General features: G+C 68.3%; 26 protein-coding genes. 12 read left to right on the top strand and 14 right to left on the bottom strand.

Annotation, left to right across the window (positions count from 1 at the left end):
- Positions 1-12 precede the first annotated feature (12 nt).
- Both PV762_RS24825 and PV762_RS24820 read right to left on the bottom strand, forming a co-directional pair.
- The gene (locus PV762_RS24825) at positions 13-1,110 is read right to left on the bottom strand and encodes a PepSY-associated TM helix domain-containing protein (RefSeq protein WP_421037671.1); all 1,098 of its coding nucleotides are present in this window, start codon (positions 1,108-1,110) and stop codon (positions 13-15) included.
- 34 nt (positions 1,111-1,144) lie between these two features.
- Positions 1,145-3,346, bottom strand: a complete 2,202-nt coding sequence (locus PV762_RS24820; protein WP_421037670.1) for a TonB-dependent siderophore receptor — start codon at positions 3,344-3,346, stop codon at positions 1,145-1,147.
- 340 nt (positions 3,347-3,686) lie between these two features.
- Between PV762_RS24820 and PV762_RS24815 the strand changes: the two genes are divergently transcribed.
- Together PV762_RS24815 and PV762_RS24810 are read left to right on the top strand one after the other, a co-directional pair.
- Positions 3,687-4,505, top strand: a complete 819-nt coding sequence (locus PV762_RS24815) for an isocitrate lyase/PEP mutase family protein (RefSeq protein ID WP_421037669.1) — start codon at positions 3,687-3,689, stop codon at positions 4,503-4,505.
- A gap of 86 nt (positions 4,506-4,591) precedes the next feature.
- A complete protein-coding gene (locus PV762_RS24810; RefSeq protein WP_421037668.1) occupies positions 4,592-5,635 on the top strand; it encodes an alpha/beta fold hydrolase in 1,044 nt (347 codons plus the stop codon).
- 4 nt (positions 5,636-5,639) lie between these two features.
- Here the strand turns inward: PV762_RS24810 and PV762_RS24805 are convergent, their stop codons facing one another.
- The gene (locus PV762_RS24805; protein WP_421037667.1) at positions 5,640-6,368 is read right to left on the bottom strand and encodes an NUDIX hydrolase; all 729 of its coding nucleotides are present in this window, start codon (positions 6,366-6,368) and stop codon (positions 5,640-5,642) included.
- A gap of 222 nt (positions 6,369-6,590) precedes the next feature.
- Here PV762_RS24805 and PV762_RS24800 point away from each other — a divergent pair, with 222 nt between their 5' ends.
- From PV762_RS24800 to PV762_RS24785, 4 genes are read left to right on the top strand one after another with little or no spacing between them, the layout of a single operon-like run.
- Positions 6,591-7,472 carry a cysteine hydrolase gene (locus tag PV762_RS24800; RefSeq protein WP_421037666.1) on the top strand — a complete coding sequence of 294 codons (882 nt, stop codon included), beginning with the start codon at positions 6,591-6,593 and terminating at the stop codon, positions 7,470-7,472.
- Between the two features lie 13 nt (positions 7,473-7,485).
- On the top strand, positions 7,486-8,718 hold the full coding sequence (gene pncB, locus PV762_RS24795; RefSeq protein WP_421037665.1) for a nicotinate phosphoribosyltransferase: 1,233 nt from the start codon (positions 7,486-7,488) through the stop codon (positions 8,716-8,718).
- A 17-nt stretch (positions 8,719-8,735) separates the two neighbouring features.
- Positions 8,736-10,448, top strand: coding sequence for an NAD+ synthase (locus tag PV762_RS24790; RefSeq protein WP_421037664.1), 1,713 nt, complete (start codon positions 8,736-8,738; stop codon positions 10,446-10,448).
- A 29-nt stretch (positions 10,449-10,477) separates the two neighbouring features.
- The gene (locus tag PV762_RS24785) at positions 10,478-11,503 is read left to right on the top strand and encodes an NUDIX domain-containing protein (RefSeq protein WP_421037663.1); all 1,026 of its coding nucleotides are present in this window, start codon (positions 10,478-10,480) and stop codon (positions 11,501-11,503) included.
- Positions 11,504-11,528: 25 nt separating this feature from the next.
- On the opposite strand, the gene pobA is transcribed toward PV762_RS24785, so the two are convergent.
- On the bottom strand, positions 11,529-12,710 hold the full coding sequence (gene pobA, locus PV762_RS24780; RefSeq protein WP_421037662.1) for a 4-hydroxybenzoate 3-monooxygenase: 1,182 nt from the start codon (positions 12,708-12,710) through the stop codon (positions 11,529-11,531).
- A 115-nt stretch (positions 12,711-12,825) separates the two neighbouring features.
- On the opposite strand from pobA, the gene PV762_RS24775 reads away from it, so the two are divergent.
- A complete protein-coding gene (locus PV762_RS24775; RefSeq protein WP_421037661.1) occupies positions 12,826-13,773 on the top strand; it encodes a helix-turn-helix domain-containing protein in 948 nt (315 codons plus the stop codon).
- 18 nt (positions 13,774-13,791) lie between these two features.
- Here PV762_RS24775 and PV762_RS24770 read toward each other — a convergent pair whose 3' ends face one another.
- The gene (locus PV762_RS24770; RefSeq protein ID WP_421037660.1) at positions 13,792-13,992 is read right to left on the bottom strand and encodes an acyloxyacyl hydrolase; all 201 of its coding nucleotides are present in this window, start codon (positions 13,990-13,992) and stop codon (positions 13,792-13,794) included.
- Positions 13,993-14,020: 28 nt separating this feature from the next.
- Positions 14,021-14,488 (bottom strand): DUF1348 family protein, encoded by a 468-nt coding sequence (locus PV762_RS24765; RefSeq protein ID WP_421037659.1) that lies wholly within the window; start codon positions 14,486-14,488, stop codon positions 14,021-14,023.
- 105 nt (positions 14,489-14,593) lie between these two features.
- Here PV762_RS24765 and PV762_RS24760 point away from each other — a divergent pair, with 105 nt between their 5' ends.
- Positions 14,594-15,205, top strand: a complete 612-nt coding sequence (locus PV762_RS24760; protein WP_421037658.1) for a TetR/AcrR family transcriptional regulator — start codon at positions 14,594-14,596, stop codon at positions 15,203-15,205.
- 174 nt (positions 15,206-15,379) lie between these two features.
- Positions 15,380-16,186 carry a fumarylacetoacetate hydrolase family protein gene (locus tag PV762_RS24755; protein WP_421037657.1) on the top strand — a complete coding sequence of 269 codons (807 nt, stop codon included), beginning with the start codon at positions 15,380-15,382 and terminating at the stop codon, positions 16,184-16,186.
- A 499-nt stretch (positions 16,187-16,685) separates the two neighbouring features.
- Here the strand turns inward: PV762_RS24755 and PV762_RS24750 are convergent, their stop codons facing one another.
- On the bottom strand, positions 16,686-18,095 hold the full coding sequence (locus PV762_RS24750) for an ATP-binding protein (protein ID WP_421037656.1): 1,410 nt from the start codon (positions 18,093-18,095) through the stop codon (positions 16,686-16,688).
- Positions 18,092-18,706 (bottom strand): 2-hydroxychromene-2-carboxylate isomerase, encoded by a 615-nt coding sequence (locus tag PV762_RS24745; protein WP_421037655.1) that lies wholly within the window; start codon positions 18,704-18,706, stop codon positions 18,092-18,094. Before PV762_RS24745 ends, PV762_RS24750 begins: the two co-directional genes overlap by 4 nt.
- A 188-nt stretch (positions 18,707-18,894) precedes the next feature.
- Here PV762_RS24745 and PV762_RS24740 point away from each other — a divergent pair, with 188 nt between their 5' ends.
- Positions 18,895-19,641, top strand: a complete 747-nt coding sequence (locus PV762_RS24740; protein ID WP_421037654.1) for a response regulator — start codon at positions 18,895-18,897, stop codon at positions 19,639-19,641.
- 34 nt (positions 19,642-19,675) lie between these two features.
- Here PV762_RS24740 and PV762_RS24735 read toward each other — a convergent pair whose 3' ends face one another.
- Both PV762_RS24735 and PV762_RS24730 read right to left on the bottom strand, forming a co-directional pair.
- A complete protein-coding gene (locus PV762_RS24735) occupies positions 19,676-20,167 on the bottom strand; it encodes a thioredoxin family protein (protein WP_421037751.1) in 492 nt (163 codons plus the stop codon).
- 213 nt (positions 20,168-20,380) lie between these two features.
- Entirely contained in the window at positions 20,381-21,031 is a 651-nt protein-coding gene (locus tag PV762_RS24730) for a TetR/AcrR family transcriptional regulator (RefSeq protein WP_421037653.1), read from the bottom strand.
- Positions 21,032-21,121: 90 nt separating this feature from the next.
- Between PV762_RS24730 and PV762_RS24725 the strand changes: the two genes are divergently transcribed.
- Both PV762_RS24725 and PV762_RS24720 read left to right on the top strand, forming a co-directional pair.
- The gene (locus tag PV762_RS24725) at positions 21,122-21,484 is read left to right on the top strand and encodes a DUF3331 domain-containing protein (protein ID WP_421037652.1); all 363 of its coding nucleotides are present in this window, start codon (positions 21,122-21,124) and stop codon (positions 21,482-21,484) included.
- 207 nt (positions 21,485-21,691) lie between these two features.
- Complete coding sequence (locus tag PV762_RS24720; RefSeq protein WP_421037651.1) at positions 21,692-22,654, top strand: hypothetical protein; 963 nt, start codon at positions 21,692-21,694, stop codon at positions 22,652-22,654.
- 72 nt (positions 22,655-22,726) lie between these two features.
- Here PV762_RS24720 and PV762_RS24715 read toward each other — a convergent pair whose 3' ends face one another.
- The 4 genes from PV762_RS24715 to mdcG form a co-directional block, all read right to left on the bottom strand.
- On the bottom strand, positions 22,727-24,097 hold the full coding sequence (locus PV762_RS24715) for an SLC13 family permease (protein ID WP_421037650.1): 1,371 nt from the start codon (positions 24,095-24,097) through the stop codon (positions 22,727-22,729).
- A gap of 158 nt (positions 24,098-24,255) precedes the next feature.
- Complete coding sequence (locus PV762_RS24710; protein ID WP_421037649.1) at positions 24,256-25,179, bottom strand: ACP S-malonyltransferase; 924 nt, start codon at positions 25,177-25,179, stop codon at positions 24,256-24,258.
- Complete coding sequence (mdcB, locus tag PV762_RS24705; protein WP_421037648.1) at positions 25,176-26,051, bottom strand: triphosphoribosyl-dephospho-CoA synthase MdcB; 876 nt, start codon at positions 26,049-26,051, stop codon at positions 25,176-25,178. Before mdcB ends, PV762_RS24710 begins: the two co-directional genes overlap by 4 nt.
- A gap of 13 nt (positions 26,052-26,064) precedes the next feature.
- Positions 26,065-26,745, bottom strand: coding sequence for a malonate decarboxylase holo-[acyl-carrier-protein] synthase (mdcG, locus tag PV762_RS24700; RefSeq protein ID WP_421037647.1), 681 nt, complete (start codon positions 26,743-26,745; stop codon positions 26,065-26,067).
- Positions 26,746-26,752: the final 7 nt, after the last annotated feature.

Below are 26,752 nucleotides of genomic sequence, written 5' to 3'. Positions count from 1 at the left end.
CGCCCGATCACCTCAGCGCCGCCGCCTCCACCACAACCATGCGCCGGTGACGCCCATCCCGAACAGCACCAGCCCGAGCACCCCGGTGATCGCGCGGTTGGCGAGGCCGAACAGCTCGCCCGCATGCAGCGGATAGATCCATGCGGTGGACCGTACCGCGAGGTCGAGGTCGTCCCAGCGCTGCTGGCTGAGCACGCGGCCGTCGACCGGATGCGCCCAGATCGAGGACAGCCCGTTCGGATGCGGATCGCCGGCCAGCTTGAAGCGCAGCCGCACCGGCCGCGTGTCCGCGGCGCCCAACTGGACGAAGCCGAGCTGCGCGCCCGGCCAACGCATGCGCGCCTCGGTGACGACCAGGTCCAGCGGCACGCGCTCGCCCTGCGCCTTCTCGATCTTGGGCGGCTTGGGTGCCGTGTCGCCGACGAGCGTGTTGAGCCAGCCGCCGATGGGCCGGTAGGCCATCCACGCGCCGCTGGCGACCGTCACGGCGATCAGCAGGCCCAGTACCGCACCGGCGAAGCGGTGCAGGTCGAACAGGCTGCGCGTGGTGCCCTTGTCCAGCTTCAGCTTGAAGGCGTGCTTCCACTGTGCCGCGTTCAGCGGCCACCACAGGATCAGGCCGGTGATCAGCAGCAGGAGATACGCCAGCGCGGTGAAGGCGAGCGTCGCCTTGCCGGTGTCGCCGAGCAGCAGCTCGCTGTGCAATTCGAAGACGAAGTTGGCCACGCCTTCCGTCTCGCCGCGCCGGCCGAGCTCGACGATGTCGACCGGGTCCAGGTAGACCGTGCCCGCCCAGGACGGCGAACGCACCGCCACGCGCAGCGACTCGCCTTCCTCGCGGGGCGGACGGATCGTCATCGTCGCCTTGGGTCCGAATTCATCGGCCACGCGGCGGCGCAGCGTCTCCAGCGGTGTGGCCGGCGGGATGAAGCCGGGCCGCACATCGATCACCGGCGCACGGAACAGTTCCGGATGCATGGCCTCGTCCAGCGGGCGCAGCACCGTCATCAGCGAACCGAGCAGCGCCGCCGCGGCGAGCAGCATTCCCAGCGTCAGCCCCATCCAGCGGTGCAGCCACATCCAGACGCGGCGCGCGGTCATCAGAGCCATGGTTCGTTGCTCCCGCGGTTCTGCGATCGGGCGATCAGAAGTCGACCTTGGCGGTCAGGCGCACCGTGCGCGGCGCGCCGACGCCCAGCAGATTGTTGCCGGCGGTGCTCCAGTAGTCCTTGTCGGTCAGGTTGTCGACGTTGGCCTGCAGGTTCACCGCCTTGTCCATGACGCGGAACTGGTAGCGCGCGCCGATCGACAGCGTCTCGTACGCACCGACCCAGCCCTGGTTGAGGTTGTTCACGGCGCGCTTGCCGAAGTGGTACACGCCGGCGTTCAGCGACAGGCCCGGCACGACCGGCACGCGGTATTCGCCGAACAGGCTCAGCGTGTTCTTCGGCGTGTTCTCCGGCGACTGGCCGAGCTCGCCCGCGTTGCTGGTGCCGACGCGGGTGATCTCGGCATCGAGCAGCAGCGCGGAGGCCACGATCGCGAAGTCGCGCCCGATCTCGCCGCTGGCGGAGAACTCCAGGCCGCGATAACGCGCCTCGCCGCCGACCTGGAAGACGCGGTTGATCGTCGTCGTCAGCGCGCGGTCCGTCTGGAACACCGCCGTCTGCAGCAGCACCTCGCCCACGCGCGCCTTCACGCCCAGCTCGCGCTGCTTGCTCACGGCCGGCGCCAGCACCTGGCCGGCGTTGTCGGCGGTGAGCGGCGCGGTGCCGGTCTCTTCCAGACCGCGCAGCAGGCTGCCGTAGACGCTCAGGTCCTTCATCGGCTTCCACATCACCGAGAAGTTGGGCGTGACCTTGTCCGCGCGATAGACGCTGACCGGCGCGGTGGGGCTGGTCGCCTCGCTGCGGTAGATCGTCTTGCGCAGGCCGGCCAGGAACTGCCACTGCTCGCCGACGGAGATGCGGTCGAACGCGTACAACCCGCGGTCGTTGATCTCGGACGGGAAGCCGGCCTGACGCAGCGTCGGGGTCAGCTGCGCGATGTCGACCGGCGCGTACAGGTTCTGAGGCGCGGTCGCCGTGCCGCTCATCCAGCCGGCGGACTCGCGCCGGTTGTAGGTCGCGCCGAAGGTCAGCTCATGGCCGATGCCGACCGTGTCGAAGCGGCCGATGGCCTCGACGCGGTGGTTCGTGTTGGTGTACTTCTGGCCCTTCAGCACGTTGACGCTGGCCGTGCCGGCGCCGGTCTGCGGGTTGTAGTTGATGAAGGTCGTGTTGTTGCGGTCGCGTTCGGTCTGGGCGCGGCCGGTCTCGATGCTCAGCACCCAGTCGTCGCTCAGCGCGAAGTCGCCGCGCAGCAGCACGTTGTCGGCCTGCGCGTCGTAGCGGGCCCATTCGGGCGCGAGGTTGGTCTTGTTGTCCGGCACGCTCGGCAGCGTGATCACGCCGTTCACCGCGGCGGGCAGCTGGATGGCGGCCTGCTCGCTGGTGTTCTTGCGGTAGTGCTCGACGTCGAGCTTGAAGTTGGCCCAGGACGTCGCGCGCCAGTCCGCGGCCAGTGTCAGCACGTCGCGATCGCCCTTGTAGCGGTCGATGCCGGTCTCTTCCTTGCTGGTCGCGGCGTTGACGCGGATGCCCACGCTGTCGTCTTCGCCGAAGCGCCGGCCGATGTCCATGTGGACCTTCGCGCCGCCGTGGTCGTTGACGGTGGTCGTGATCGACGTCACCGGCGTCGGGCCGGCGCGTTTGGTCACGAAGTTGACGATGCCCGACGGCGGCACCATGCCGTAGTACATCGACGAGGCGCCCTTCAGTACCTCGACCTGCTCCTTGTTTTCGAGCGGGATGTCGATCAGGTTGACGACGGGCAGGTTGCCGTTGAGGCGGTAGTTGCTGCGGTTCTCGACAATGATCCCGCGGATGGAGAGGTTGTCGTAGGTGGAGCCGCTGACCTGCGAGCGGGTCACGCCGGCGGTGTTCTTCAGCGCGTCGAACAGGCCCTGCGCGGCCTGCGCATCCAGCAGGTCGCGCGACATGACGTTGTTGGTCAGCGGCACGTCCAGCGGGTCCTGGTCGCGGAAGGCGCCGACGCGCACGGTGGTCGGCGCGAAGGTCTTCTTGCGCACGCCGGTGACGACGACCTCGTCCAGCAGCAGCTTCTTCTGCGTGCCGTCGCCCGTTGCGGCCGCCTGAGGGGTCGCGGTCGAGGACGTCGCATCGGCGGCCGGCGTCTCGGCAGGCACGGTCTGCGCGCGGGCCGCGAGCGGCACCAGCAGCGCCAGGACGGACAGGGAGATCAGGGACAGGCGGGGCGCGGAGGCGCGGAAGGCGTGGAGGGACATGGGGTGGGGACCGGGGGACGAGGAACGGGGACCGGGGACCGGGAGAGGGGCAGGGGCAGGGGCAGGGGCAGGGGCAGATCGGGCATTCAGCGTAACGCGACACGTTATCAAATGCGAATGGTTCGCAACATTGTGGTTGGGGCTGAGGGTGCGCAGGCCGCGCGATCCGCCCCCGTTCGCAGGGGAGAGCCGGAAAAACCGTGGCGGCGTTGCCACCCTTTTGGAGGTAGCGGCTTGGCGTGGGGGGATTGGCGGGGTGTGGGGAACAGGTCCGATTGCTGCCAGACGGCGGCAGCAGCGCGGCCTAGCATCCGTCGTCTGTCCCACTGAGGAAGCCGCCATGAGCACCGTGTCGACCCACGACGAACCCACCGTCGAGACCCTGGCCGCGATGGCCGCCGCGCTGCGTGCCTTGCACGAAAGACCTGACCCCTTCGTGATCGCGAACGCGTGGGACATCGCCTCGGCGAGGATGCTGGAAGCGGCGGGCTTCGCCGCGCTGGCGACGTCGAGCGCCGCGGCGGCCGAGGCCGTCGGACGCCGCGACGGCCAGCTCACGCGCGAGCAGACGCTCGCGCACATCAGGCTGCTCGCTGGCGCCACGCCCTTGCCGCTGAGCGCCGACCTGGGCAACGGCTTCGGACATCGCCCCGAGGATTGCGCGCTGACGATCCGCCTCGCCGCGGAGGCGGGCGCAGTCGGCGGCTCCATCGAGGATTCGTCCAGCGAGGGCGGGGCGCCCATCCTCGACTTCGATCTCGCCGTCGAGCGTGTGGCCGCTGCGGTCGAGGCGGCGCGAGTGTTGCCGTTCCCCTTCGTGGTCACGGCGCGCTCGGAGAACTTCCTCCACGGCATCAACGACCTCGACGACACGATCCGCCGCCTGCAGGCTTTCGAACGCGCGGGCGCCGATGTGCTGTTCGCGCCGCTGCTGCCGGACCTCGACGCGGTGCGCCGGGTCTGCGTCTCGGTGACGAAGCCGGTCAACTTCATGGCCGGCATTCCAGGGCGATCGTTCACGGTGCGCGAGCTCGGCGAGGCCGGCGTGAAGCGCGTGAGTCTGGCGATGTCGCTCTTCCGGCATGCGATGAAGGCGGCGCGACTGGCCGCGGAGGAGATCCGCGATCACGGCAGCTTCGGCTATCTCGATCAGCGTTGAAGCTGCTGAGGGCTGCTCGCGGGGAGAGAGGGAACGACACTTGCCTGCCTCGGCGCGCCGTTCCGTCGCCACTGGAGTTCCCCGTGATGAAGACCTTGTCTGCCGCCGCGCTCGCGGCATTCGCCCTCTGCACATTCAGCGCGAATGCGCAGAGCGCCCCGCCCACGAAGAGCGCGCCGTCGGCGCAGGACGCGCCCGCCTACGGCGCGCGCCTGGAGGGCTTCGACTACCCGCATCCGCAGCAGCGCTTCAAGCTCACCTCGCAGCGGCAGGCGCTGGAGATGGCCTACATGGACGTCGCCCCGACCGGTCAGCCCAACGGCCGGACCGCGGTGCTGCTGCACGGCAAGAACTTCTGCGGCGCGACCTGGGAGCAGACGATCACCGTGCTCACCGGCGCGGGCTACCGCGTCATCGCGCCGGACCAGATCGGCTTCTGTGCGTCGAGCAAGCCCGCCGGCTACCAGTTCAGCTTCAACCAGCTCGCGGCCAACACGCAGGCCTTGCTGCAGTCGCTGGGCATCGCGAAGGCGACCGTCATCGGCCATTCGATGGGCGGGATGCTCGCGATGCGTTTTGCGCTCGCGTATCCGGCGCAGGTGGAGCAGCTGGTCGTCGTGAACCCGCTGGGCCTCGAAGACTGGCAGGCCGCCGGCGTGCCGTACGCGACGATCGACCAGCTCTACGCGCAGGAGCTCAAGACGACGGCCGAGACCATCAAGGCCTACCAGCTGCGCTTCTATTACAACGGCCAGTGGAAGCCGGAGTACGACCGCTGGGTGCGCATGTCCGCCGGCCAGTACGCGGGACCGGGGCGAGAGCAGGTCGCGTGGAACCAGGCGCAGACGTCCGAGATGATCTTCACGCAGCCGGTGGTGCAGGAGCTGCCGCGGCTGAAGGTGCGCACGCTGCTGATGATCGGCGGCAAGGACCGCACCGCACCGGGCGCGGTCCGCGCACCGAAGGAGATCGCCGAGCAGCTCGGCGATTACGCGACGCTGGGCCGCTCGACCGCGAAGATGATTCCCGGCGCGTCGCTGGTCGAGTTCCCCGCGCTGGGCCACTCGCCGCAAGTGGAGTCGCCGAAGGAATTCCACGAGGCGCTGCTCAAGGGCTTGAGCGCGCGCTGAAGCCTCAACCCACCGCCAGATTGCTCGTCACCGTCTTCAGCGCCGGGGCGTGCGGCTTCTTGCGGAACAGTTGCGCCGGCCGATGGCTGCCGCCGCTGGTGAACGCGCCAGGGATCTCCTCGATCACGTCGAGCTCGTCGATGCGCCGGCGGAACCCGCGCTTGTCGAGCTCGGCGCCCAGCACCTGCTCGTAGGTGCGCTGGAGTTCGCCGAGCGTGAACGCCGCCGGCATCAGGTGCACCGGCAGCGACGAGTACAAGGTCTTCGACCGCACGCGCTCGACCGCCGTGCGCAGGATATGCGCGTGGTCGAAGGGCAGGGAACGCAGGCTGTCCACGGCGGCCCAGCGGAAGCGCGCGTCCGTGCCGGCCGCGGTGTCCGCACCGGCGTTGGCCCCCGCGTCGGCGTTCTCTGCCGCGCCGCGATCGACATCGGCCGGCACGACCGCGTAGTAGCTGACCGACAGCGACCACCCGCGCGAATCGCGGTGCATCCCCGAGAAGGTTTTGAGTTGTTCCAGGTAAGGCGACACCAGCCCGGCCTTCTCGCGCAGGATGCGCGCAGCGGCGTCGTCCGCATCCTGGTCCACGTCGGTGTGCACCCAGCCGCCCGGAAGCGTCCACGCGCCCGGCGCCGGCGCCTTCTCCCGCTGAGCGAGACCCGCTTGCAGCACGCCGTCGCGCAGCGTCAGCAGCACGATGTCGACGGTGACGATGGGGCGTTGGAAGTCCACGGGATCGTTCTTCTTAGTGCGGAAAAGCACGAATTATGAGCGGCGATCTGGCCACGCGTCAAACAGCGGCTCCGAACGGATCCTGGAATCAATGGCATCGATGGAGCCTTGGGCAACACTTGGTTTCATCACGCGCGACTGTTCCTTGATCACTTAGTGCGACAAAGCACGAAGTGGGGTATGCTGACGCCACGACATGACAAAGACGGAATCGGAGTTCGCATGACCACCCCACGCCCCCAGCCCCTCCAACTGCTGATCGTCGACCCGCAGAACGACTTCTGCGACATCGACGGCGCGACGCTGCCGGTGGCCGGCGCGGACGCGGACATGAAGCGCCTGGCCGCGCTGGTGGACCAGGCTGGCGCCGCCATCGCGGACATCGTCGTGACGCTGGACTCGCACCCGGTCTACGCGATCGAGCGGCCCGCGTTCTGGCAGCAGCCCGGTGCTGACGGCGCAGAGGGCGTCGAAGGCGCCCCGCTGCCGGGGTCGCCGGTCTCGCCGGTCTCGCCGTTCACGCAGATCAAGGCCGAGGACGTCCGCGCCGGCCGCTTCGCGCCGCGCGATGCGGCGTTGCGAGATCAGGTCCTGGCCTACCTCGATGCCCTGGAGGCCAGCCCGAAGAAGTACATCCTGATGGTCTGGCCGACGCACTGCGTCGTCGGCACCTGGGGCCACAACGTGCATGGCGAGCTTGCCGCCGCGCTGGGCCGCTGGGAAGCCACGCGGCTGCGCACGGTGGAGAAGGTCCTCAAGGGCCAGAATCCGATGACCGAGCAGTACAGCGCCGTGCGCGCCGAAGTGCCCATCGCTTCCGATCCCCGCACGCAGACCAACCGCGCGCTGGTCGACCGCATCGTCGGCTTCCCCGGCCTGACCTTCATCGCCGGCGAGGCCAGCAGCCATTGCGTCGCGGCGACGGCGGAGGACCTCTTCGGCGAGATGAGCGCCGAGCGGCTGTCCCGCATCGTGCTGATCGAGGATGCGATGAGCCCCGTCGGCGGCTTCGAGGCCGGTGCGACGGCCTTCGTCGACCGCGCCCGCGCGCTCGGCGTGCGGACGATGACCGCGGCGCAGGCGCTCGGCCTGCTGTCGGCCTGATCGGAGCGATGTCATGAACACCACGCCTGTCATCCGTTCGCTGCTGGAGACCGACCTCTACAAGTTCACGATGTGGCAGACCCTGCTGCACGCGTTCCCGGCCAACGACGCCGAGTACCGCTTCGTCTGCCGCAACACCCCGGCCTTCCCGCTGAGCGAGCTCAGCGACGCGGTCAACCGCGAGCTGGATCATCTCTGCACGCTGAGCTTCAGCGATGAGGAACTCGCCTACCTCGGCGGCCTGCGGTTCATGAAGTCGGACTTCATCGACTTCCTGCGGATCTTCCGATTCCAGCGCCGCTTCATCGAGGCGCGCCCCGGGGAGGACGCCGAGGCGGGCCAGCTGGTGATCGTCGCCAAGGGGCCGCAGGTCCACGTGATGGGCTTCGAGATCTTCGTGCTGGCCATCGTGAACGAACTGTACTTCCGTCGCCTGTGCGCGGGCCGCGAGGACGAGGTGCTGGCCGACGGCCGCGCACGGCTCGCCGCGAAGACGGCACGACTGCGCGACTACGCCGCGGCCGTGGCCGGGACGCTCGGCAAGGACGCCTATCCCTTCGAGTTTTTCGACTTCGGTCTGCGCCGGCGCTTCTCCGGCGACTGGCATGACGAGGTCGTCGCCATGCTGAAGCGCGAGATCCCCTCGGTCTTCAAGGGCACGTCCAACGTCGAGCTGGCGCGTCGCCACGGCCTGATTCCCATCGGCACGATGGCGCACGAGTACCTGCAGACCTACCAGGCGGTGGGCGTCCAGTTGCGCCTCTCGCAGAAGGCCGCGCTGGAAGGCTGGGTCCAGGAGTACCGCGGCGACCTGGGCATCGCGCTCACCGACGTGATCGGCATGGACGCCTTCCTCGCCGACTTCGACCTGTACTTCGCGAAGCTGTTCGACGGCCTGCGGCACGACAGCGGCGATCCGGTGGTCTGGGGCGAGAAGGCGCTCGCGCACTACGCGACGCTGCGCATCGATCCGTTCACCAAGCGCCTGGTGTTCAGCGACGGTCTGAACTGCGACGAGGCCTTCCGCCTGCACACGCACTTCGCGCGGCGCGTGCCGGTGGGCTTCGGCATCGGGACCCACCTGAGCAACGACCTGGGTCCCAAGCCGCTCAACATCGTCATGAAGCTGGTCCGGTGCAACGGGCAATCGGTCGCCAAGCTCTCGGACGCGCCGGGCAAGACGCTCTGCGACGACCAGACCTTCCTGGACTATCTGCGGCAGGTGTTCCGCGTCGGCACCGCATGAATGAACGGAGCGACGTCATGCTCAAGATCACCCTGGCCCAGATCAACCCGACGATCGGGGACCTCGACGGCAACCTCGCGTTGCATCTGGACGCCGCGCGGCAGGCGCGTCAGGACGGCGCGGACCTGGTCGTCTTCCCCGAACTCTCGCTGACCGGCTACTACCCGGCCGACCTGCTCGACGACGAGGACTTCCGCCGGCGCCTGGACCGGGCGATGACCGCGCTGCTGGCCGCGACGCGCGAGGTCGACTCGGTCTACTGGGTCGTCGGCGCGCCCACGCGCCATCCCGGCGCGGGCAAGGCCTTCCGCAATTCGCTGCTCGTGATCCGCGACGGCGAAGTGCTGCTCGACTATCACAAGCAGCTGCTGCCGACCTACAACGTCTTCGACGAACGCCGCCACTTCGAGCCCGGTCCGGACGTCGCGCGCGTGCTGCGCATCGGCGGCACGCAGGTCGGTTTCATGATCTGCGAAGACGGCTGGAACGACGACGGCAAGGACTATGCGGTCAATCCGTTCCAGCGCCTGGCCGACGCCGCGCCGGACCTGATCGTCTCGATCAATGCGAGCCCGAGCAACGTCGGCAAGCGCGAGCAACGGCATGCCGTGTTCCGCGCCGCCTGCTGGCGCCATCGCCTGCCGCTGGTGTTCGTGAACCAGGTCGGCGGCCACGACCAGCTCGTCTACGACGGCGCGTCCTTCGCGATCGAGCCGGAACCGGGCGTGGTCTTCGAGGCCGGGCGCTTCGAGTCGCAGGTCGTCACGCTGCGCTTCGAGACCGATCGCGGACTCTTCTCGTCGCGCGACGGCGGCGCGCTGCCGCCCCCGCCCGCGAGCGCGGGGCTCGACACGATGGCGTTCTACCGCCGTCAGATCGTGCTCGGCCTGCGCGACTACGCCCGGCGCTGCGGCTTCGACCGCGTCGTCGTCGGCTCGTCGGGCGGCATCGACTCCGCGCTGACCCTGGCGCTCGCGGTGGAGGCGCTCGGCGCGGACAAGGTCTCGGCGATCACGATGCCGTCGCGGTTCTCGTCGTCCGGCAGCGTCGACGATTCGAAGGCGCTGTGCGATGCGCTCGGCATTCCGCTGGACACCTGCCCGATCGAGGACATCGTGCGCCAGATCGGCGACACGATGGCGGCGAGCACGCTGGCGCTGCGGCCGTCCGGCCTCGCGCTGGAGAACCTGCAGGCCCGCGTGCGCGGGACGCTGCTGATGACCGTGTCCAATGCGCAGGGTCACCTGCTGCTGACGACCGGCAACAAGAGCGAGATCGCCGTCGGCTACTGCACGCTCTACGGCGACACCAACGGCGGGCTGGGGCTGATCGGCGATCTCTACAAGACGGAAGTCTTCGCGCTGAGCCGACATCTCAACGAGACCGCGGGTCGCGAGATCATCCCGGCGGCGATCCTCGACAAGCCGCCGAGCGCCGAGCTCGCGCCCGACCAGCGCGACACCGACAGCCTGCCGCCCTACGAGGTCCTGGACGAGGTGCTGAAGGTGCTGATCGAGGGCGAGCGCCTGGTCGACGACGAACGCGCCGGCGCGGAGGCCGCGGTCGCCGCGCTGCGCGGGAGCGACGAAGGTCAGGCGCTGATCGCGCGGATCAAAGGCATGATCGCCCGCAACGAATACAAGCGCCGCCAGGCGCCGCCCATCGTGCGGCTGCGGGCGCGGGCCTTCGGCAGCGGCCGCCAGTTGCCGATCGCGGCGAGGCACTACTGAACATCGCATCGAGAAACGGAAGGACCTTCATGACTCGCAAGACCGTCGCCGTCGTGGTCGGCCGCTGGCAGCTGGTGCACCTGGGGCAGGAGGCGCTGTTCCAGGCGGCCTTCGGCCTCGCGGACGAGGTGATCGCGGTGCTGGGCTCCTCGTACAAGGCGCGCGATCCGCGCAATCCCTTCGTCCATGAGGAACGCCGGCAGATGCTGCTGTCCAGCCTGACGCCGGCGCAGCAGCAGCGCCTGCACGTGCTGCCGGTGCGCGACTACTTCGACGACCAGCGCTGGAACGCCGCCGTGACGATGGGCGTTCGCGCCATCGCCGGCGAGGACGCGGACATCGTGCTGGTCGGCCATCAGAAGGACCACACGAGCTACTACCTCAACAACTTCCCGCGTTGGCGACAGCAACTGGTGGAACGGCTGGCCGATGTCGACGCGACGGCGATGCGGCAGGTGTTCTTCGAGGCCGACGATCCGGACGCCGCGCTGACGGTGATGACGCCTTACGTCAGCGCGCCGGTGCGGGCGTGGCTGCAGGCCTGGAGCCGCCTGCCGGAATACCGTCGGCGCAAGGCGGAGCACGCCGCGATCGCGAACTATCGGAAGAAGTACACGGCGGTCGCCTACATGACGGGCGATGCGGTCGTGACCGTGGGCGATCACGTGCTGCTGGTGCGGCGCAAGGGGCCGTTCGGCGAGGACCTCTGGGCGGTGCCCGGCGGCCACCTGGACCGCGGCGAGAAGCTGGTCGCGTGCGCGATCCGCGAGTTGATCGAGGAGACGCAGTTCCCGCTGCTGCCGTCTTCCATCCTCGCGGCGCTGCACGGCGTCGAGACTTTCGAGGATCCGCTGCGCAGCGCGCGCGGGCGGTTGATCACGATGGCGCACCATTTCAAGTTCGGCGAGATGGGCACGCTGCCCGAGGTCGTCGGGAGCGACGACGTCAAGGAGGCGCGCTGGTTCCATCGGAACGAACTGGCGGCGATGGAGTCGCAGCTGTTCGAGGACCACTTCGTGATCCTCGATCATTTCCTCAACATCATCGACAACTGATCCTCGACCCGGTCCATGGCCGGGGCTACAGCGGGAGACCGACGTAGTTCTCGGCCAGCGCTCGCTGGGCGGCTTCGGAGCTGAGCACGTAGTCCAGCTCGGCGGCTTGAAGCTTCGCCTGGAACGCGGACTCCTGGTCGAAGTTGTGCATCAGGCCGGTCAACCACCACGAAAAGCGCTCTGCCTTCCACACGCGGGCGAGGCAGCGCGCGGAGTAGCGGTCCAGACCGGCGTCGCTGCCGTCACGGTAATGCTCGACCAGCGCCTGCGACAGGTAGCGGACGTCGGACGCCGCGAGGTTGAGTCCCTTCGCGCCCGTCGGCGGCACGATGTGCGCCGCGTCGCCGGCCAGGAACAGCCGGCCGAAGCGCATCGGCTCGGCGACGAAGCTCCGCAGCGGCGCCACGCTCTTCTCCAGTGAGGGGCCGGTGATGAGCGATTCCGCGGCCTCGGGGTCGAGCCGGGCTCGCAGTTCGTCCCAGAAGCGCGCATCGCTCCAGTCCTCGACCCGCTCGGTTGACGGCACCTGCAGGTAGTAGCGGCTGCGCGTCGCCGACCGCATGCTGCACAGGCTGAAGCCGCGCGCATGCCGGCCGTAGATCAGCTCCCCGGACACGGGCGGCGTGTCGCTCAGCAGGCCGAGCCAGCCGAAGGGATAGACCTTCTCGTAGCGTTGGATGGCGCCGGAAGGCACGCTCGCGCGGCAGACACCATGGAAGCCGTCGCAGCCGGCGATGAAGTCGGCGGTGATGTCGACCGGCTCGCCATGGACGGTGCAGCGCGCGCGCGGCGTCGCGCGGTCGAATCCTTCGATGCGGACATCGGCCGCTTCGTACAAGGTGGGCAGGTCGGCCGCTGCACGCGCACCCATCAGGTCGCGCGTGACCTCGGTCTGCCCATAGACCAGCACCGTGCGTCCGCCGGTGAGCGCACGCAGGTCGATGCGGTGCCGCGCGCCGTCGACCGTGAGCGCGAACCCGTCGTGCACAAGCCCTTCCGCATGCATGCGCACGCCGACGCCGGCGTCGTCCATGAGATCGGCCGTGCCCTGTTCGAGCACGCCGGCGCGGATGCGCGACAGCACATGCTCGCCGCTCTGGCGCTCGACGACGACGGTATCCACGCCGGCGCGGTGCAGCAGCTGGCCGAGCAGCAGCCCCGAGGGTCCGGCGCCGACGATGAGCACCTGGGTGCGTAGAGCCTTCATGCGAGCTGAGCCTTGTTGCGAGGCCGCGGTGTTGTCTCCGATGAGCACTAGCCTATGAGGCCGCCGCGCGTCGGTGAATGGACGACTCCGACATGGACTTGCACAATCCGAACCCATGGCTGCCGACTCCGTGCTTCGTCGACCCTCCCGCCGCCGGGCGGAGACGCCGGTGTATTCGCTCTACGGCGAAGATGGCCGTTCCCCGGCGCTGGACGGCCTTCACCTGGAGTCCATCGCGGACCGCAGCCGCTTGCACAATTGGGAAATCCAGCCGCATCGCCACGGCGCGCTGGTGCAGCTGCTGCTGATCGAACGCGGCCGCGTCACCGTCCGCATGGACGAGGAGGAACGCGTGCTGCGCGCTCCGGCGCTGGTCTGGGTGCCGGCGCTGGCGGTGCACGGCTTCCGCTTCGCGCCGGAGACGGAGGGGCTGGTGATCACGCTGGACCAGAGCCGGCTGCGGGCGTTGCTCGATCACCTGCCCGAATTGCTGGACAGCCTGGCCGAGCCGCGGCTGGTCGCGCTCGACCGCGGGGCGACGGTGACGCGCGCGCTGTTCGCCGTCGGTCACGGCCTGAGGGAAGACTATGCGGGCGCCGGGGCGTGGCGCGCGCCCGCGCTGGACCACGCGGTGGCCCTGCTGGCGACGCAGGCGGCACGCTTGGGCGTGTCGGAGGGGGCGCCGCACGGGAGCGGGAACGGCAACTCCCACGCGCTGACGTCCGGCGACGGGCGCGCCCTGCAGCACCTGGCCCGCTACCGCGAGCAGGTGGAGCGCCACTACCGTCGCCAGCCCCCGGTGGCGGCGCTGGCCGAGCCGCTGGGCATCACGCCGACGCAACTGAACCGCCTGTGCCGCCGCCACCTGCAGTGCTCGGCGCTCGCCGTCCTGCACCAGCGCGTGCTGCTCGAAGCCAAGCGAGAGCTCGGCTACACCAACTTCATGGTGCGGCAGATCGCCGACGGACTCGGGTTCGCCGATCCGGCGTACTTCACGCGCTTCTTCCTGCGGCACACGGGGCGGTCGCCCAGCGCCTGGCGTGAGAGGGGCGCGGGAAGCTGACCGTCGGCCAGCGGTCGGCTACAGCGCCTGGCTCCGCCGCACCTGCACGAAGTTCTGGCCCGGATTCGGCCGCGCGATGTTGCCGTTGGAGAAGTGCTGGAACCGCAGCGACCACTCGCCGGCTGTCGGCCCGAAAAGCAGCCCGCCGACGGCGAGGTGGTCGCCGAAGTTGAAGGCGGTGCTGAAGCGCTTCTCGGTGGTGTGGAACACCGGCGTCACGACGTTGAGGCCGATGTGCCTGTCCGGCTTACAGGCCGAGCTCGGTCAATCCAGGATGGTCGTCCGGCCGCCGGCCCAGCGGCCAATGGAACTTGCGGTCCTCGGCCTTGATCGGCTGGTCGTTGATGCTCGCGTGGCGGTGCGTCATCAGACCCTGAGCGTCGAACTCCCAGTTCTCGTTGCCGTGGCTGCGGAACCAGTTGCCGGCGTCGTCGTGCCATTCGTAGACGAAGCGCACGGCGATGCGGTTGCCCTCGAAAGCCCACAGTTCCTTGATCAGGCGGTAGTCCAGCTCGCGCGTCCACTTGCGTTCCAGCAGCGCCTGCGCCTGATCACGGCCTTGCGGGAACTCGGCCCGGTTGCGCCACTTCGTGTCCGGGCTGTAGGCCAGCACGATGCGCGCGGGGTCGCGGCTGTTCCAGCCGTCTTCGGCCAGGCGGATCTTCTGGATCGCGGTGTCGCGGGTGAACGGCGGCAGGGGCGGGCGGGTGTCCATGGTCGGGGTCCTTTCTTGGAACGGGTCAGATCGGTTCATGTAGACAAGTCTGTCTACTTGGGTTGGATTCTGATGCATGTAGACAGGTCTGTCTACAATATCCGCATGAACGACATCGACCTTGGCGTGGACATCGGCGAACTCCCCGCCCGCGAGCGCATCCTGCGAACCGCCCACGACCTGTTTTACGCGGAGGGCATCCGCGCGACCGGCATCGACCGCGTGATCGCGGCGTCGGGCGTCACGAAGGTCACCTTCTATCGGCACTTCCCGAGCAAGAACGATCTGATCCTGGCCTACCTCGATCTCCGGCACGGACGGTGGATGGCCTGGTTCAACGGGGCGCTCGAACGGCACGGCGCAGCGACCAAGGATACGGACGGGCGCGCGGGCGTCGGTGCGCTGGTGCCGGCGATGGCCGAGTGGTTCGGCGGTCAGGCGCTCGGGGAGTTCCGTGGCTGCGCTTTCCTGAACGGCGTGGGCGAGATGGGCCCGACCCTGCCCGAGGTGGTCGAGGCGACCCGTCGCCACAAGCAGGACATGACCGATGCGATCGCCGGGCTGCTGCCCGCGTCGAGGCAGCGGAAGAAGATCGCCGCGGCCTTGTCCGTCGCGGTCGATGGGGCGATCGTGCAGGCGCAGTACGCCGAGGATCCCGCGGCGGTGCTGAGGAGTCTGCGGATGGTCGTGGAACTCGCGGCCCACAGCGGCGCCTGATCCCGAGGCGCCTGATCCGGCGTCGACGTGCGGGCCTCGCCCCGTCCGTCTCACTTCAAGGGGAAACGTGGAAGCGTTGGCGCAGGCACGCGCCTACGCTCGTCTGGCCGCGGCTGTCCGTCAGCTTTCCAGGGGCGCGCCGCGTCGGACAACTCAACCTCTAAGGAGACCGCGATGGACCGACGTTCCCTGCTCAACACCTCGGCCGCGATGGCCGCCGGCGCCGTGGCCGGCTGCGCGCTGCCGGGCCAGGCCGATACGACCTCCCCGACGGCCGGGACGACCCGAACGCCGTTCGACGTTCCGCAGACGACGATCCCCATCGTCGGCAGCGACCAGCGTTTCCCTGTGCGCCGCATTTATTGCATCGGCCGCAACTACGCGGCGCATGCGCGCGAGATGGGCAGCGACCCGACCCGCGAACCGCCGTTCTTCTTCCAGAAGCCGACTGACGCGATCCAGAACGTCGCGCCCGGCACCGTCGCCGATCACCCGTACCCGACGCTGACGAAGAACTACCACTACGAATGCGAACTGGTGGCCGCGCTCAACAAGGGCGGTCGCGACATCACGACGGAGCAGGCGCTCCAGCACGTGTTCGGCTACGCGATCGGCCTGGACATGACGCGCCGCGATCTGCAGCGCGGCATGGGCGACCAGAAGAAGCCGTGGGAGATCGGCAAGAGCTTCGACCGGTCGGCGCCCATCGGTCCGATCCACCCGGTCGCGCGGCTCGGCGGTCATCCGTCCAAGGGCGCGATCTGGCTCAAGGTCAACGGCCAGACCAAGCAGGACGCGGATCTGAGCCAGATGATCTGGAGCGTCGCCGAGCAGATCTCGCAGCTGTCGCGCGCCTTCGAGCTCAAGCCCGGCGACATCATCTACAGCGGCACCCCGGAGAACGTCGGCCCGGTGGTGAAGGGCGACGTCATCGACTGCCACATCGACGGCCTGCCGAACCTGGGCCTCCGGATCGTCTGAGGCCATCCCTCCGAGGAGGGGCTGCCTCATTCCGCAGCATTGCAAGCATTTCCCTGCCACGACAAGTACTTGCAGCATCCTTGCCCGGGCAGCCAACAGACTTGTCCACAGAGCGCGTGGACAGTCTGGCCGCCCGGTGCACAACCGGTGGGCACTGTGAGCAACTGCGCAGGTGGAACGAAGTTTGCCCACCGTGGTGCACCGTCGCGTCAAGGCCGGCTGGTCGCCAACCGCCCCCGTCTCCGGCCTGCCTTGTTTTGAAGCACGGCAAGCTTTTCCCTGTTGAAACAACGACTTGTGTCGCCCCTGCAAAGGCAGCCAACAGACTTATCCACAGTTCACAGGGACAGTCTGGCGAGCTTCGATGGATGGCTCGGATGGCCCGTTTGAGCCACTGCCTCATTTCGCGGCACCGCAATGAATTCCGTGAGGAATCAACGGCTTGCAGCATCCCTGCCCGTTGAGCCAACAGAGTTGTCCACAGAAGCCGTGGACAGTGTCAGGCCAGCGGGGCGGGGAGGGTGAGTCGGGCTTCCAGCCCCCCGCCCGTCCTGTTGTGGAGGGACAAGTTCCCTCCCATGGCGGTGGCGAGTTGCAGCGCGATCGCCAGACCGAGGCCGGTGCCGCCGGTGTCGCGGTTGCGCGAAGTCTCCAACCGGTGGAAGGGCTTGAACACGGCCTGCAACTGGTCGTCCGGGATCCCCGGTCCCCGGTCCAGCACCGCGATCGTGAGGCGAGGGGTCGGGTCTTGCGCGCCTTCCGGATGTCGCGCGCCGCTGCGCGTCACCTGGATCTCGGCCTGGCCGCCGAACGCCAGCGCGTTGTCGATCAGGTTGACCAGGATGCGCTTCAGCGCCTGCGGCTGCGCCATGATCGGCGTCCCGGCCTCGCCGGCCAGCGCCACAGCCTCCCCGGCGTCCTGGTAGTCCCCGACGATGCTCGCGAGCAGCGCATCGGCGTCCAGCCGGGCCGGCACTTCCGACGTGCCGTGCAGCGTGCGTGCGTAGGTCACCCCTTCGCGGACCAGCACCTGCATCGCGTGCAGGTCGTGGTGGAACTTGCCGCGCAGTTCCTCGTCGTTCATCAGGTCGGCGCGCAGGCGCATGCGCGTGATCGGCGTCTGCAGGTCGTGCGAGATCGCGGCCAGGATCTCCACCCGCTCCGCCGTGTAGCCGGCGATGCGCTGCTGCATCGCGTTGAACGCGCGCGCGGCGTGCGCGACTTCGGCGGGACCTTCCTCGGGGATCAGCGTGGGCGACAGGTCCGGACCGAGGTCGTCCGCCGCCGACGCCAGCGTCTTCAGCGGACGCGTCACCAGTCGCACCACCATCCAGCTGCACACCGCCAGCACGATGAGCTGTGCGCCCAGCACCCACATCACCCATTCGGGGATGGGCATGTCGACGCGTTGCGCGTGCACCGTCACCGCGGCGCCGTCGTTCAGGCGCACCAGCAGTTGATAGCGTTTGACGCCGAGCTGCACGGCGCGTTCGATGCGGAAGGGTTGCATCGCCTGCACCAGCGCGTCGACGAAGGGCCCGTTGAAGTCGGTCCGTTCCACCGGCCCGGCTGTCGGATCGAGTTCGTCGGCGAGCGCGAAGCGGTAGTTCGGGCGCTCGAGGCGCTTCAGCCAGTCGGCGCGTTCCGCCGCCGGCAGGCGGTCCAGCACCGCGACGCCGGTGGCGATGTCGCGTTCGACGCCCGACATCATCAGCGCCCGCAGGGCCATCGAACGCTCCTGGCGGATCGCGACGTAGGCCAGCGCCTGCGCGATCGCGATGCCGACGACCATCAGCCAGAACACGCGCGCGAAGAGCGTGCGCGGGCCGAAACGGCGCGTCTTGATCGAGGTTGCGGCCGATGCTGCGGCCGATGTGGCCGACGCAGTCGATGCGGGCGAGCGGCTCATGCGTTGGTGTTCGCGTTCGCCAGTTCGCGCTGGACGAAGTCCAGGCGGTCCTGGCCCCAGAAGAGCTCGCCGTCGATGACGTAACTCGGCGCGCCGAACAGGCTGGCGTCGATCGCGCGCTGCGTGTTGGCGTCGTACTGCGCGCCGATGTCGTCCTCCGCGGCGCGCGTCAGACGCTCGGCCGGCAGTCCCTGCTCGCCGAGGAGGGCGGTCAGCGTGACGTCGTCGGCGATGTCGCGCTGCTGCTCCCAGACCGCGCGCAGCAGCGCGCCGGTCAGGCGCATCGCGGCATCCGCGCCGTCGGCCTGGTCGACCGCGATGATCAGCCGTGCCGCCTTGTGCGGCGCGACCGGAAAGAACGTCGGCTCGACATTCATCGGCATGCCGAGATGCTGCGAGAAGCGCCGCAGCTCCAGCAGTCGGTAAGCCTGGCGCTGCGGCGGCCGCTGCGGCAGCGGCAGTCCGCCGGACACGGCGAACAGCTTGAGCAGGTCGACGGGGATCAGCCGCACGGTGGCGCCGGCCTCGCGCGCGATGGCGGCGAAGCGCTCATGGCCGAGGTAGGTCCAGGGGCTGTGCGGGGCGAAGAAGTAGTCGATGACGCGGCTCACGAGGATCTCCGAAGCGTTGTTGGCGGCGAATCCCGCAGGCCGGTTTATAGGCCCGCGCGCTCCGCTTGTGGGTACCTTTGTATTGGCGTGTATCCGTGTCCCGCCCCGGAGACACAACATTGCCTGTCCGTACCGGCGGCGGGGGCCGGGCCGGTACATTGCGCTCATCCCGTCCGAAGCCTCACCCCATGCAGACGTCCACCCCCACCCAGGATCATGTGTTGATCGTCGACGACGACCGCGAGATCCGCGAGTTGCTCACCACCTACCTGACCCGCAACGGCCTGAAGGTGACGGCCGTGCCGACCGGCCGGCACATGCGCATCGCGCTGGAGACCGGCACGCCGGTGGACCTGGTGATCCTCGACCTGATGCTGCCGGGCGAGGACGGCCTGTCGCTGTGCCGCGACCTGCGCGCGGGAAAACACAAGGCGACGCCGGTGATCATGCTGACCGCGCGCGGCGACGAGGCCGACCGCATTCTCGGGCTGGAGATGGGCGCCGACGATTACCTGGCCAAGCCGTTCGCGGCGCGCGAGCTGCTGGCGCGGATCAAGTCGGTGCTGCGGCGCGCGCGGATGCTGCCGCCCAACATGCGCGCGACGGACGAGTCGCCGCGGCTGGCTTTCGGCGAGTGGGTGCTGGACACGATCGAGCGTCACCTGATCGACCAGCAGGGCACGGTGGTGCCGCTCAGCGGCGCGGAGTACCGGCTGCTGCGCGTGTTCCTCGACCATCCGCAGCGGGTGCTGAGCCGCGATCAGCTGCTGAGCCTCACGCAGGGCCGCGAGGCCGAGCTCTTCGAGCGCTCGATCGACCTGCTGGTGAGCCGCATCCGGCAACGGCTGCGCGACGACGCGCGCGAGCCGAAGTACCTCAAGACGGTGCGCAGCGAAGGCTATGTCCTCTCGATGGCTGTCGAAGGACGGGAGTGAGGGTCGCGACCGAGCGTCGCGCCCTCTCCATGGATCAACCCTGCTGCCTGAGCAGCGCCTGGATCTGCGCTTCGGTCTGCTGGTACTGACCTTCGCCGAAGTGCGAGTAGACGATCTTCCCCTGCTTGTCGATGAGATAGATCGCCGGCCAGTAGCGGTTGCCGTAGCTCTTCCACGTCTTGAAGTCGTTGTCCTGCGCGACGGCGTGGCGGATGCCCAGACGGGCGATCGCCTCCTTGAGGCCGGCCGTGGAGCGCTCCTCCTCGTACTCCGGCGAATGCACGCCGACGACCACCAGCCCCTGGTCCTTGTACTTCTCGTGCCAGGCCTTCACGTGGGGCAGCTGGTTCAGGCAGTTGATGCAGGTGTAGGTCCAGAAGTCCACCAGCACGACCTTGCCGCGCAACTCGTCGATCTTCAGCGGCGGGCTGTTGATCCAGTGGTCGATGCCGGTGAAGGCGGGCGCCGGTTTTCCGTCCATCCCCGCGCCGCCGAAGAGCGATGCCGCCGCCGCATCGGACGCCATCGGCGGAAGCGAGAGGGTCACGGCCGCCACAGCGGACGCACCGGCCAGCAGCAAGGGGAACAGGGAACGTCGGGTGGTCGGTGACACGGTGGATCCTTTCCAGGCAAACAGCGGAATGCTGCGATGGAGCGGATTCTTCGAGCACCACGCGATCGGCGATACGGCTTTCGTATGCCTGTGTATCCCGCCCGGGAAGGAAAGACGATCCGATGCTCAGCGCAACAGATGCAGCGTGATGTCCGTCAGCTCGCGCTTGAAGCGCGCCGGGTCGTCCGGCAGCGTCGACACCGCCCGCATCACATGCGCGTAGGCGACGGTCTTGCTGATGCCGTTCATCAGCACCGAGAACAGCAGCGCGGGATCGCAGCGGTGCAGTTCGCCGGCGTCCATCGCGTCGCTGAACAGCGGCAGGCAGACGTCGTGGAAGGGCCGCACGATGGTGTCGACCAGCACGTTGAGCCGCTCGCCTTCCTCGGTCGCGGCGGTGGAGAAGAAGATGCCGATGTCCGGGTGCTCGAAGACGCGGTCGATGAAGGACAGCATGCAGCGCTCGACGCGCTGGCGCGGACCCAGCGAGGCGTTGATGCCCAGGTCCTTGGCGGTCTGCAGCATCGGATCCATCAGCACCTTGATCTGCTCGACCACCGCCAGCCACAGCGCTTCCTTCGATCCGAAGTGATGCGCGATCAGCGCGGGATCGACATCGGCCTGGCGCGCGATCTCGCGCACGCTCGCAGCCTCATAACCGCGCAGCGCGAAGATCCGCCGCGCCGTGCGCAACAGGTTGTCCGCGCCTTGCGCACAGTCCGCGCTCGGCCGCCCGCGCCTTCGCGGCGCCCCGCCAGTCTTCGGGGTCTTGTCCATCGATCGCCCGGCCTTTGTTATATTCATCACGCGTTGAATTATTTCAGGCTTTGACGCCGATTGTCCGGCGGATGAGAAAGGCGGTGTCGCATGTACAGGGATCTCGCAAGCGATCCGTCCCGGGACGGTTGGCTCCGCACAGTCGCGTGGCTCGGCAACGGCGGCGTGCCCGATACGCCCCCAGCCCCCTCCGCGCGGCAGTTCAAGACGGCACCGACCATCCACGTGCTGGACCGGCCCACGCCTCGCACGGCCGCCATCTCCTGGTCCGATCCAGGCGCCTGCCACTACGGGTACCAGATCTGGGACATGGTCCCGTCCAAGCGCGACGGCGTGTGCGTGCTCACGGGGTCCAGCATCCGCGCCGGGGAAATGATCTACACCCCGCGCGTCGATGAACCCTCGCCCATCAACGCCGGAGAAATGATCGCAGCAGCGTTCGTCGACGCCTGAAAGGCGAGTCGCCGCGGTCACTGATGAGAGGCCTCTCAATCAGTTGAGAAATGAAGTGGTAAAGCAGAGATCGCGGCGGCAAATCCATTCGTTAAACATTCGTGAATGAATTGATAGGAGATTGTTAGGAATTCTCCGCCGAGCTCCGAGGGGCGAATCACGCGTGTACCTTGATTTCGCTGCCGACTCCTCGGACAGTTTGCAGGAATGTTCGAACGCCGTCTGATGAGTCCTTTGGTGGCGCAGCCAGAATTCCCTCTGAATCGAAACTTCGAGACATCCCAAGCATTCTTCATGCCGGAACGTTTGGGTAGTTCGTCTCCCTATTTGGAGGGGGATGAATGGCGAGCATCACGGCGGGACAACAGCGACTCCATTAGCTTTCAGGGAGTCAAGATGGTGAAGATGATCGGCAGCGTATGCGCCTCACTGGCCATCGCAGTTCTCGGCATGTCTGCCTGCTCGTGGGCACACGCAACGGACGCTTCAACAGGTGGAACGGAAGTGCGTCAGAAGTGCGTTCGAGCAGCACGCAAGCTGAGGGATGAGCCAGACTATGGTCAGTTCATCCTTCAAGCCATCAGCAACCAATCTGCCAGGGAAGCTAAAGAGGCGGCGGACTACCTCTCACGCTGTTCGGTCGCAAAGAAGCTTCACGAAGCGCTGGAGAAATCGCGCGGAGGGACTCAACTGTCGAATGCGAAGCTCGGGAAGCTGATCGAGGGCGCTGAAGATCTGCAGAGAAAATGTCAAAGCGTTTCGGAAGATATGGCTGCTCATGGTGAAGAGTTGGCCTTGCGCGCGCTGCAGGGGGGCATTCCCGGCGCCGGGGTCGCCTATGGAGAGCGGGTCAATTACAGCCCTCCAGAAGCGATGAAAGTCCCGCTGCGTGAAGCCCTGAGGCTTGATGCGATGGCGGGAAGTGAGGTCGCCGTGCAGCGGCTGGCGCTGTATGGAAACAAACTCGGCTTGACATCCTATGAGCAGACCGCCTACTACGCAGTGGCCATGGAGCTTGGTTCGCAGCATCAGGCGGAGATGCTTCAGCGTGTTGTTGAAGCGCGGAATCCGCCAGCGCTTTCGGCCCAGGAGAAGGTCGAAGCGGATCGAATTGCCCAGCGGCTCCGAGCCAAGCTCGCGGCCAAGCCTCGCGGCATGTCGGATTCCTGATAGTCGACGCGCCTGAAGCCTTCTGACTCGAGATGGACTTGAATCTGCAGAAGTCCGTTTGCATGACCTATCTCACAGCACCACGAAGAGCCCCCACACCACCACCGGCGCGATCACCGTCACCGCGACTCCGTAGAGCAGCAGCAAACGGAAGAAACGATCGCGATCCATGCCCTTGGCATTCGCCAGCACGAGCGCGCCGTTGGTAGAGAACGGACTCACGTCCACGATCGTCGACGAGACCGCCATCGCGGCGATGAAGCCGATCGCCATCGTCGAGTTGTCACCGGTCAGGAACGGCACGCCCAAGGGGATCAGCGATCCCAGCACCGCCGTCGACGACGCGAAGGCCGACACCACCGCGCCGACGAAGCACAGCAGCAGCGCCGCCATCAGCGGCGATGTGAGATTCGCGACGCTGTGGCCGACGTAGTCGATCGTGCCCATCTTCTCCATCACGCCCACGTACGTGCTCACGCCGACGATCAGCATGATCTCCGGCCACGAGACCTGACCCAGCGCGCTCTTCTGCAGCCGCGGCTGCATCAGGCTCAGCACCAGGCCGATCGTGATCGACACGAAACCGATGTCCAGCTTGTAGACCAGCGTCAGTACCGCCAGCAGCAGCAGGCCCAGCGCGGTGATCACCTGATGCGGCCCCGTGTTCTGGAAGGTCTGCGTCTGGACCTGCCCCATCATCGACGACTTGCTCGCCGCGACGCGGCGACCCTCGCCGTACGAGGCGGCCTCCGCATCGCCGAAGACCTGCGGCCCGCCCTGGGCCCGCGCAACCGGCGGGATGGGCGCGAGTTCGCCGTCGTCCGCGACGCGCCCGCGCCGCATCAGCTGCAGCCCGCCGAGCGCGAGGAAGAGCCCCAGCGACACCGCGAAGTTGACACCGAAGCTCGCCAGCATGGTCGTGATCTCGTTGAGCGGCAGACCCGCCTTGGCGACGATCTTGTTGGTGATGCCGCCGTAGATGCTCATCGGCGAGAAGCCGCCCGCCTGCGCCCCGTGGATCACCATCAACCCCATCATCAGCGGATTGATGCCGTGGCGCGCGGCGAAGCCGAGCGCGATGGGCGCGATGATCGCGACCGCCGCCGGGCTGACCGCGCCGAATGAGGTCAGCAGCGCCGCGACCAGGAACATGATCCATGGAATCGCCGCGATGCGGCCCCGCACGGCGCGCACGGCGAGCCGCACCAGCCAGTCGATGGTGCCGTTGTTCTGCGCGAGCGCGAAGAGATAGGTGATGCCCGCCAGCGTCAGGAACAGCTCGGCGGGGAAGCCGGCCATGATGGCCTTGGCGCTCATGCCCGCGGCGAGCGTGCCGACGAGGAACGCGCCGACGAAGGCCAGCACGCCCATGTTGATCGGCAACGCCGTGGCCACGACGAACATGGCCGCCAGTGGAAGGATGGATATCCAGTGAATGTTCATCGCCGTCTCCTGTTGTGACGGTCCCGCGCGTGGCGCGCCGGCCGCATCGTTTCTCGATGGCATGCACGGTATCGAGCGCGCGGGCGAGCTTCAATCAAGCTCGTGACGGGACCTTTACGCGTGCTGCAACGATCGAGGGAGAACCCGTTCCACGCACCTCACGGCGCGCTGCGCTCGATCCACGCCAGCACACCGTCGAGCGTGCGGAACTCATCGGCGGAACGAGCGGGAATCGACGGATGCCGCTGTTGCCAGAGCCGCGCGAGCGCCTGGCCGCCGCCGATCTCCAGCACGCAGGACGGCCCGCGCGCGGCGAGCTGATCCATGACCTCGTCCCATCGCACGGTGTGGTCGATCTGGTGAGCGAGTCCGGCGCGCGCCTGGTCGGCGGTCCAGACGCGATTGGCGTCGCTGTCGAACAGCGGGAGCGTCGGAGCGCGGAGGCCGGCCGTCGATAGCGCGTTGCCGAACGCCTGCGCCGCCGAGCGCATCAGCGGCGTGTGCGAGGCGACGGAGACCGCGAGCCGCGTGCAACGCGCGCCGCGCGCGGCCAGCGCCGCTTCGACGGCATCGAGCGCGTCGCCACCGAGCGGACCGCCGATGACGACGGAGTCGTCGCCGTTGCGGATGGCGATGCTCACGGACGTTCCGAGCAGGACGGCTTCAACGTCCGCCGCCGCGATGCCGGTCACGCCGCAGAGTCCGCCCGCGAGCGACCGGCTCGCCTCGTCCATGAACGTCGCGCGCTGCGCCGCGAACTTCATCGCGTCTTCGGCATCGATCACGCCCGCCGCTGCGCAGGCGGCGAGCTCACCGACGCTATAGCCCGCGACGCCGTCGATCGCTATCGAAGCCGACATCAAACGCGATGCGATCTGCGACCACGCCGCGAGGCCGGTCGTCGTGATCAGCACCTGAGCGTGCGCGTTCATGCGTGCCCATGCGGGATCGGCGAGCGCCGCACGCCAGTCGGGGACGCCGAGCCGCGAACCCAAGGTCGCCATCGAGGCGTCGTCGCCCAGCCACGGCAGCATCGCGGGATGCTGGTTCCCCTGACCGCTGAAGACGACTGCGACGCTCACGGGAGGGCTAGGCGTGCCGGCACCTCTTCGACCTCATCGACCACGTCGATTGCGCCGAGGGCCCCGATCCGCCGCATCCAGCACACGGCGGCCAGCATGTCGGCGGAGCCGCCGGGCGAGAGCCTGCGGGCTTCGAAGTCGGCGGCGATCGCCGCGGCGCGATCGTCCGCATCCGCCGTCGCGGCGCCGCCTCGTGCGATGAAAACACGTGCCGCGCGCTGCGCGAAGCGCAGCCCGTCGAGACCGCCGCGATGCGCGAGGTTGCTGTCGTCCAGCGTTGCCATGAGATGGAAGAGCGTGTCGAGCTGCGCGCGCTCACGCGGGAGGCCGCGCTGGATGGCCGAGCGCATCGCCGGAATCGCCGTTTCGAAGACGGCCGGGAATCCGAGCGCGGCCTCCTCGGACGCACTGCGCAGCTTCAGCTGGCGCGCGGCGATACCGCCCGGCAGGTTGGATGGCCGGGACGAGCGGCGTCGCAGCGCGTCGCCCCAACGTTCGATGAGCGTCGTGCGCAAGGTCTCCGGCGTCAGTCGCCGACGCGTGGCGACGACGGCGCCGGCAGACGCGCAAAGCAATCCCAGCAGGAAGATCGCGCCGCGATGCGTGTTGACGCCGCCGGTCGCTGCGAGCATCCGCGCTTCAGCCTCGATGCCGGCGCGTTCGAGGTCGGAGAAGTCCGCCCCCGCTGCGCCGAGATGCGCGATGCGGACGAAGTACGGACGCAGCGACGAGAGGCTGCGCATGAAGGTCCGCGCATCCATGTCGCTGTGACTGCCGTTGCTGGTGAGGGTGACCAGGCCGGGCTTCGGCGACAGCGCCAGCTCGTCGTACAGCGCGGCGGCGGCGGCGCGGCCGATGGCGTCGGGTGTCATGCGTCGTTGGCGTTCATGCCGCCGCCTTGACGTCCCGGACGATCTCGCCGAGCTCCGTCGCGAGCCGGCTGCCGCCCATGGACTTGACCAGGATGGCGCGCACGCCGCTCGCCCGCCAGGTGAGCCATTCGCGCCAGGACACGGCGTTGTCGCCGTCGAAGACCAGTTCGCCGTCGAGACGCAGACCGGGGATCTCGGCGCCGGCCAGCAGCTCGGCGATCTGGTCGGCCTGCTCGGCGTCGGTCACGCCGACCCACAGGTCCGCATCGGAGTCGGCGCGGACATGGACCATCGCCGACAGCGCCTGCCAGCCGTAGCTGCCGTACACGCGCGGCTGGACGCCGCAGGCGAATGCCGCGCGGCACAGGTCTTCCCACGCGGCGCGGGCCGACGCAGGCAGCAACTTCGAGACGGCGCGCGCGGCGGGGAATTCGTCGAAGAACATCACCTCGCTGCGCGCGACGCTGACGCCGATGCGGCGCGACTCCCAGCGCAGCGGCGCCGACAGGCCCATCGCGATCGAGGCCGGCTCGGCGCCCGCATCGCAGCGCTGCTGCGTCACCACCAGCGGCAGCCCGCGCGAGGCCCACAGCGTGAGGCACTCGCGCTCGACGGCGTCGCGCGCGAGCGCGCGCAGGCGCTCCCATGCCGCGGGCGTCAAGTGCACGAGTTGATGGCGATGAAGGCGGGCCATGGCGGAG

It is taken from the genome of Mitsuaria sp. CC2 (genome assembly GCF_048957715.1).
Lineage (GTDB): Bacteria > Pseudomonadota > Gammaproteobacteria > Burkholderiales > Burkholderiaceae_C > Roseateles.
The sequence above is the reverse complement of the archived record's forward strand: the minus strand, read 5'-3'. Positions and strand labels throughout refer to the sequence as shown.

What these genes read in the sequence shown, in the direction of transcription:
- PV762_RS24735 (WP_421037751.1), bottom strand. Translation starts at nt 20,167, where the DNA reads ATGGCGTCCGATGCGGCGGCGGCATCGCTCTTCGGCGGCGCGGGGATG.
- PV762_RS24825 (WP_421037671.1), bottom strand. Translation starts at nt 1,110, where the DNA reads ATGGCTCTGATGACCGCGCGCCGCGTCTGGATGTGGCTGCACCGCTGG.
- PV762_RS24775 (WP_421037661.1), top strand. Translation starts at nt 12,826, where the DNA reads ATGGCTGCCGACTCCGTGCTTCGTCGACCCTCCCGCCGCCGGGCGGAG.
- PV762_RS24750 (WP_421037656.1), bottom strand. Translation starts at nt 18,095, where the DNA reads ATGAGCCGCTCGCCCGCATCGACTGCGTCGGCCACATCGGCCGCAGCA.
- PV762_RS24820 (WP_421037670.1), bottom strand. Translation starts at nt 3,346, where the DNA reads ATGTCCCTCCACGCCTTCCGCGCCTCCGCGCCCCGCCTGTCCCTGATC.
- PV762_RS24760 (WP_421037658.1), top strand. Translation starts at nt 14,594, where the DNA reads ATGAACGACATCGACCTTGGCGTGGACATCGGCGAACTCCCCGCCCGC.
- PV762_RS24730 (WP_421037653.1), bottom strand. Translation starts at nt 21,031, where the DNA reads ATGGACAAGACCCCGAAGACTGGCGGGGCGCCGCGAAGGCGCGGGCGG.
- PV762_RS24785 (WP_421037663.1), top strand. Translation starts at nt 10,478, where the DNA reads ATGACTCGCAAGACCGTCGCCGTCGTGGTCGGCCGCTGGCAGCTGGTG.
- PV762_RS24790 (WP_421037664.1), top strand. Translation starts at nt 8,736, where the DNA reads ATGCTCAAGATCACCCTGGCCCAGATCAACCCGACGATCGGGGACCTC.
- pobA (WP_421037662.1), bottom strand. Translation starts at nt 12,710, where the DNA reads ATGAAGGCTCTACGCACCCAGGTGCTCATCGTCGGCGCCGGACCCTCG.
- PV762_RS24720 (WP_421037651.1), top strand. Translation starts at nt 21,692, where the DNA reads ATGTTCGAACGCCGTCTGATGAGTCCTTTGGTGGCGCAGCCAGAATTC.
- mdcG (WP_421037647.1), bottom strand. Translation starts at nt 26,745, where the DNA reads ATGGCCCGCCTTCATCGCCATCAACTCGTGCACTTGACGCCCGCGGCA.
- PV762_RS24740 (WP_421037654.1), top strand. Translation starts at nt 18,895, where the DNA reads ATGCAGACGTCCACCCCCACCCAGGATCATGTGTTGATCGTCGACGAC.
- PV762_RS24810 (WP_421037668.1), top strand. Translation starts at nt 4,592, where the DNA reads ATGAAGACCTTGTCTGCCGCCGCGCTCGCGGCATTCGCCCTCTGCACA.
- PV762_RS24725 (WP_421037652.1), top strand. Translation starts at nt 21,122, where the DNA reads ATGTACAGGGATCTCGCAAGCGATCCGTCCCGGGACGGTTGGCTCCGC.
- PV762_RS24815 (WP_421037669.1), top strand. Translation starts at nt 3,687, where the DNA reads ATGAGCACCGTGTCGACCCACGACGAACCCACCGTCGAGACCCTGGCC.
- mdcB (WP_421037648.1), bottom strand. Translation starts at nt 26,051, where the DNA reads ATGACACCCGACGCCATCGGCCGCGCCGCCGCCGCCGCGCTGTACGAC.
- PV762_RS24715 (WP_421037650.1), bottom strand. Translation starts at nt 24,097, where the DNA reads ATGAACATTCACTGGATATCCATCCTTCCACTGGCGGCCATGTTCGTC.
- PV762_RS24765 (WP_421037659.1), bottom strand. Translation starts at nt 14,488, where the DNA reads ATGGACACCCGCCCGCCCCTGCCGCCGTTCACCCGCGACACCGCGATC.
- pncB (WP_421037665.1), top strand. Translation starts at nt 7,486, where the DNA reads ATGAACACCACGCCTGTCATCCGTTCGCTGCTGGAGACCGACCTCTAC.
- PV762_RS24800 (WP_421037666.1), top strand. Translation starts at nt 6,591, where the DNA reads ATGACCACCCCACGCCCCCAGCCCCTCCAACTGCTGATCGTCGACCCG.
- PV762_RS24755 (WP_421037657.1), top strand. Translation starts at nt 15,380, where the DNA reads ATGGACCGACGTTCCCTGCTCAACACCTCGGCCGCGATGGCCGCCGGC.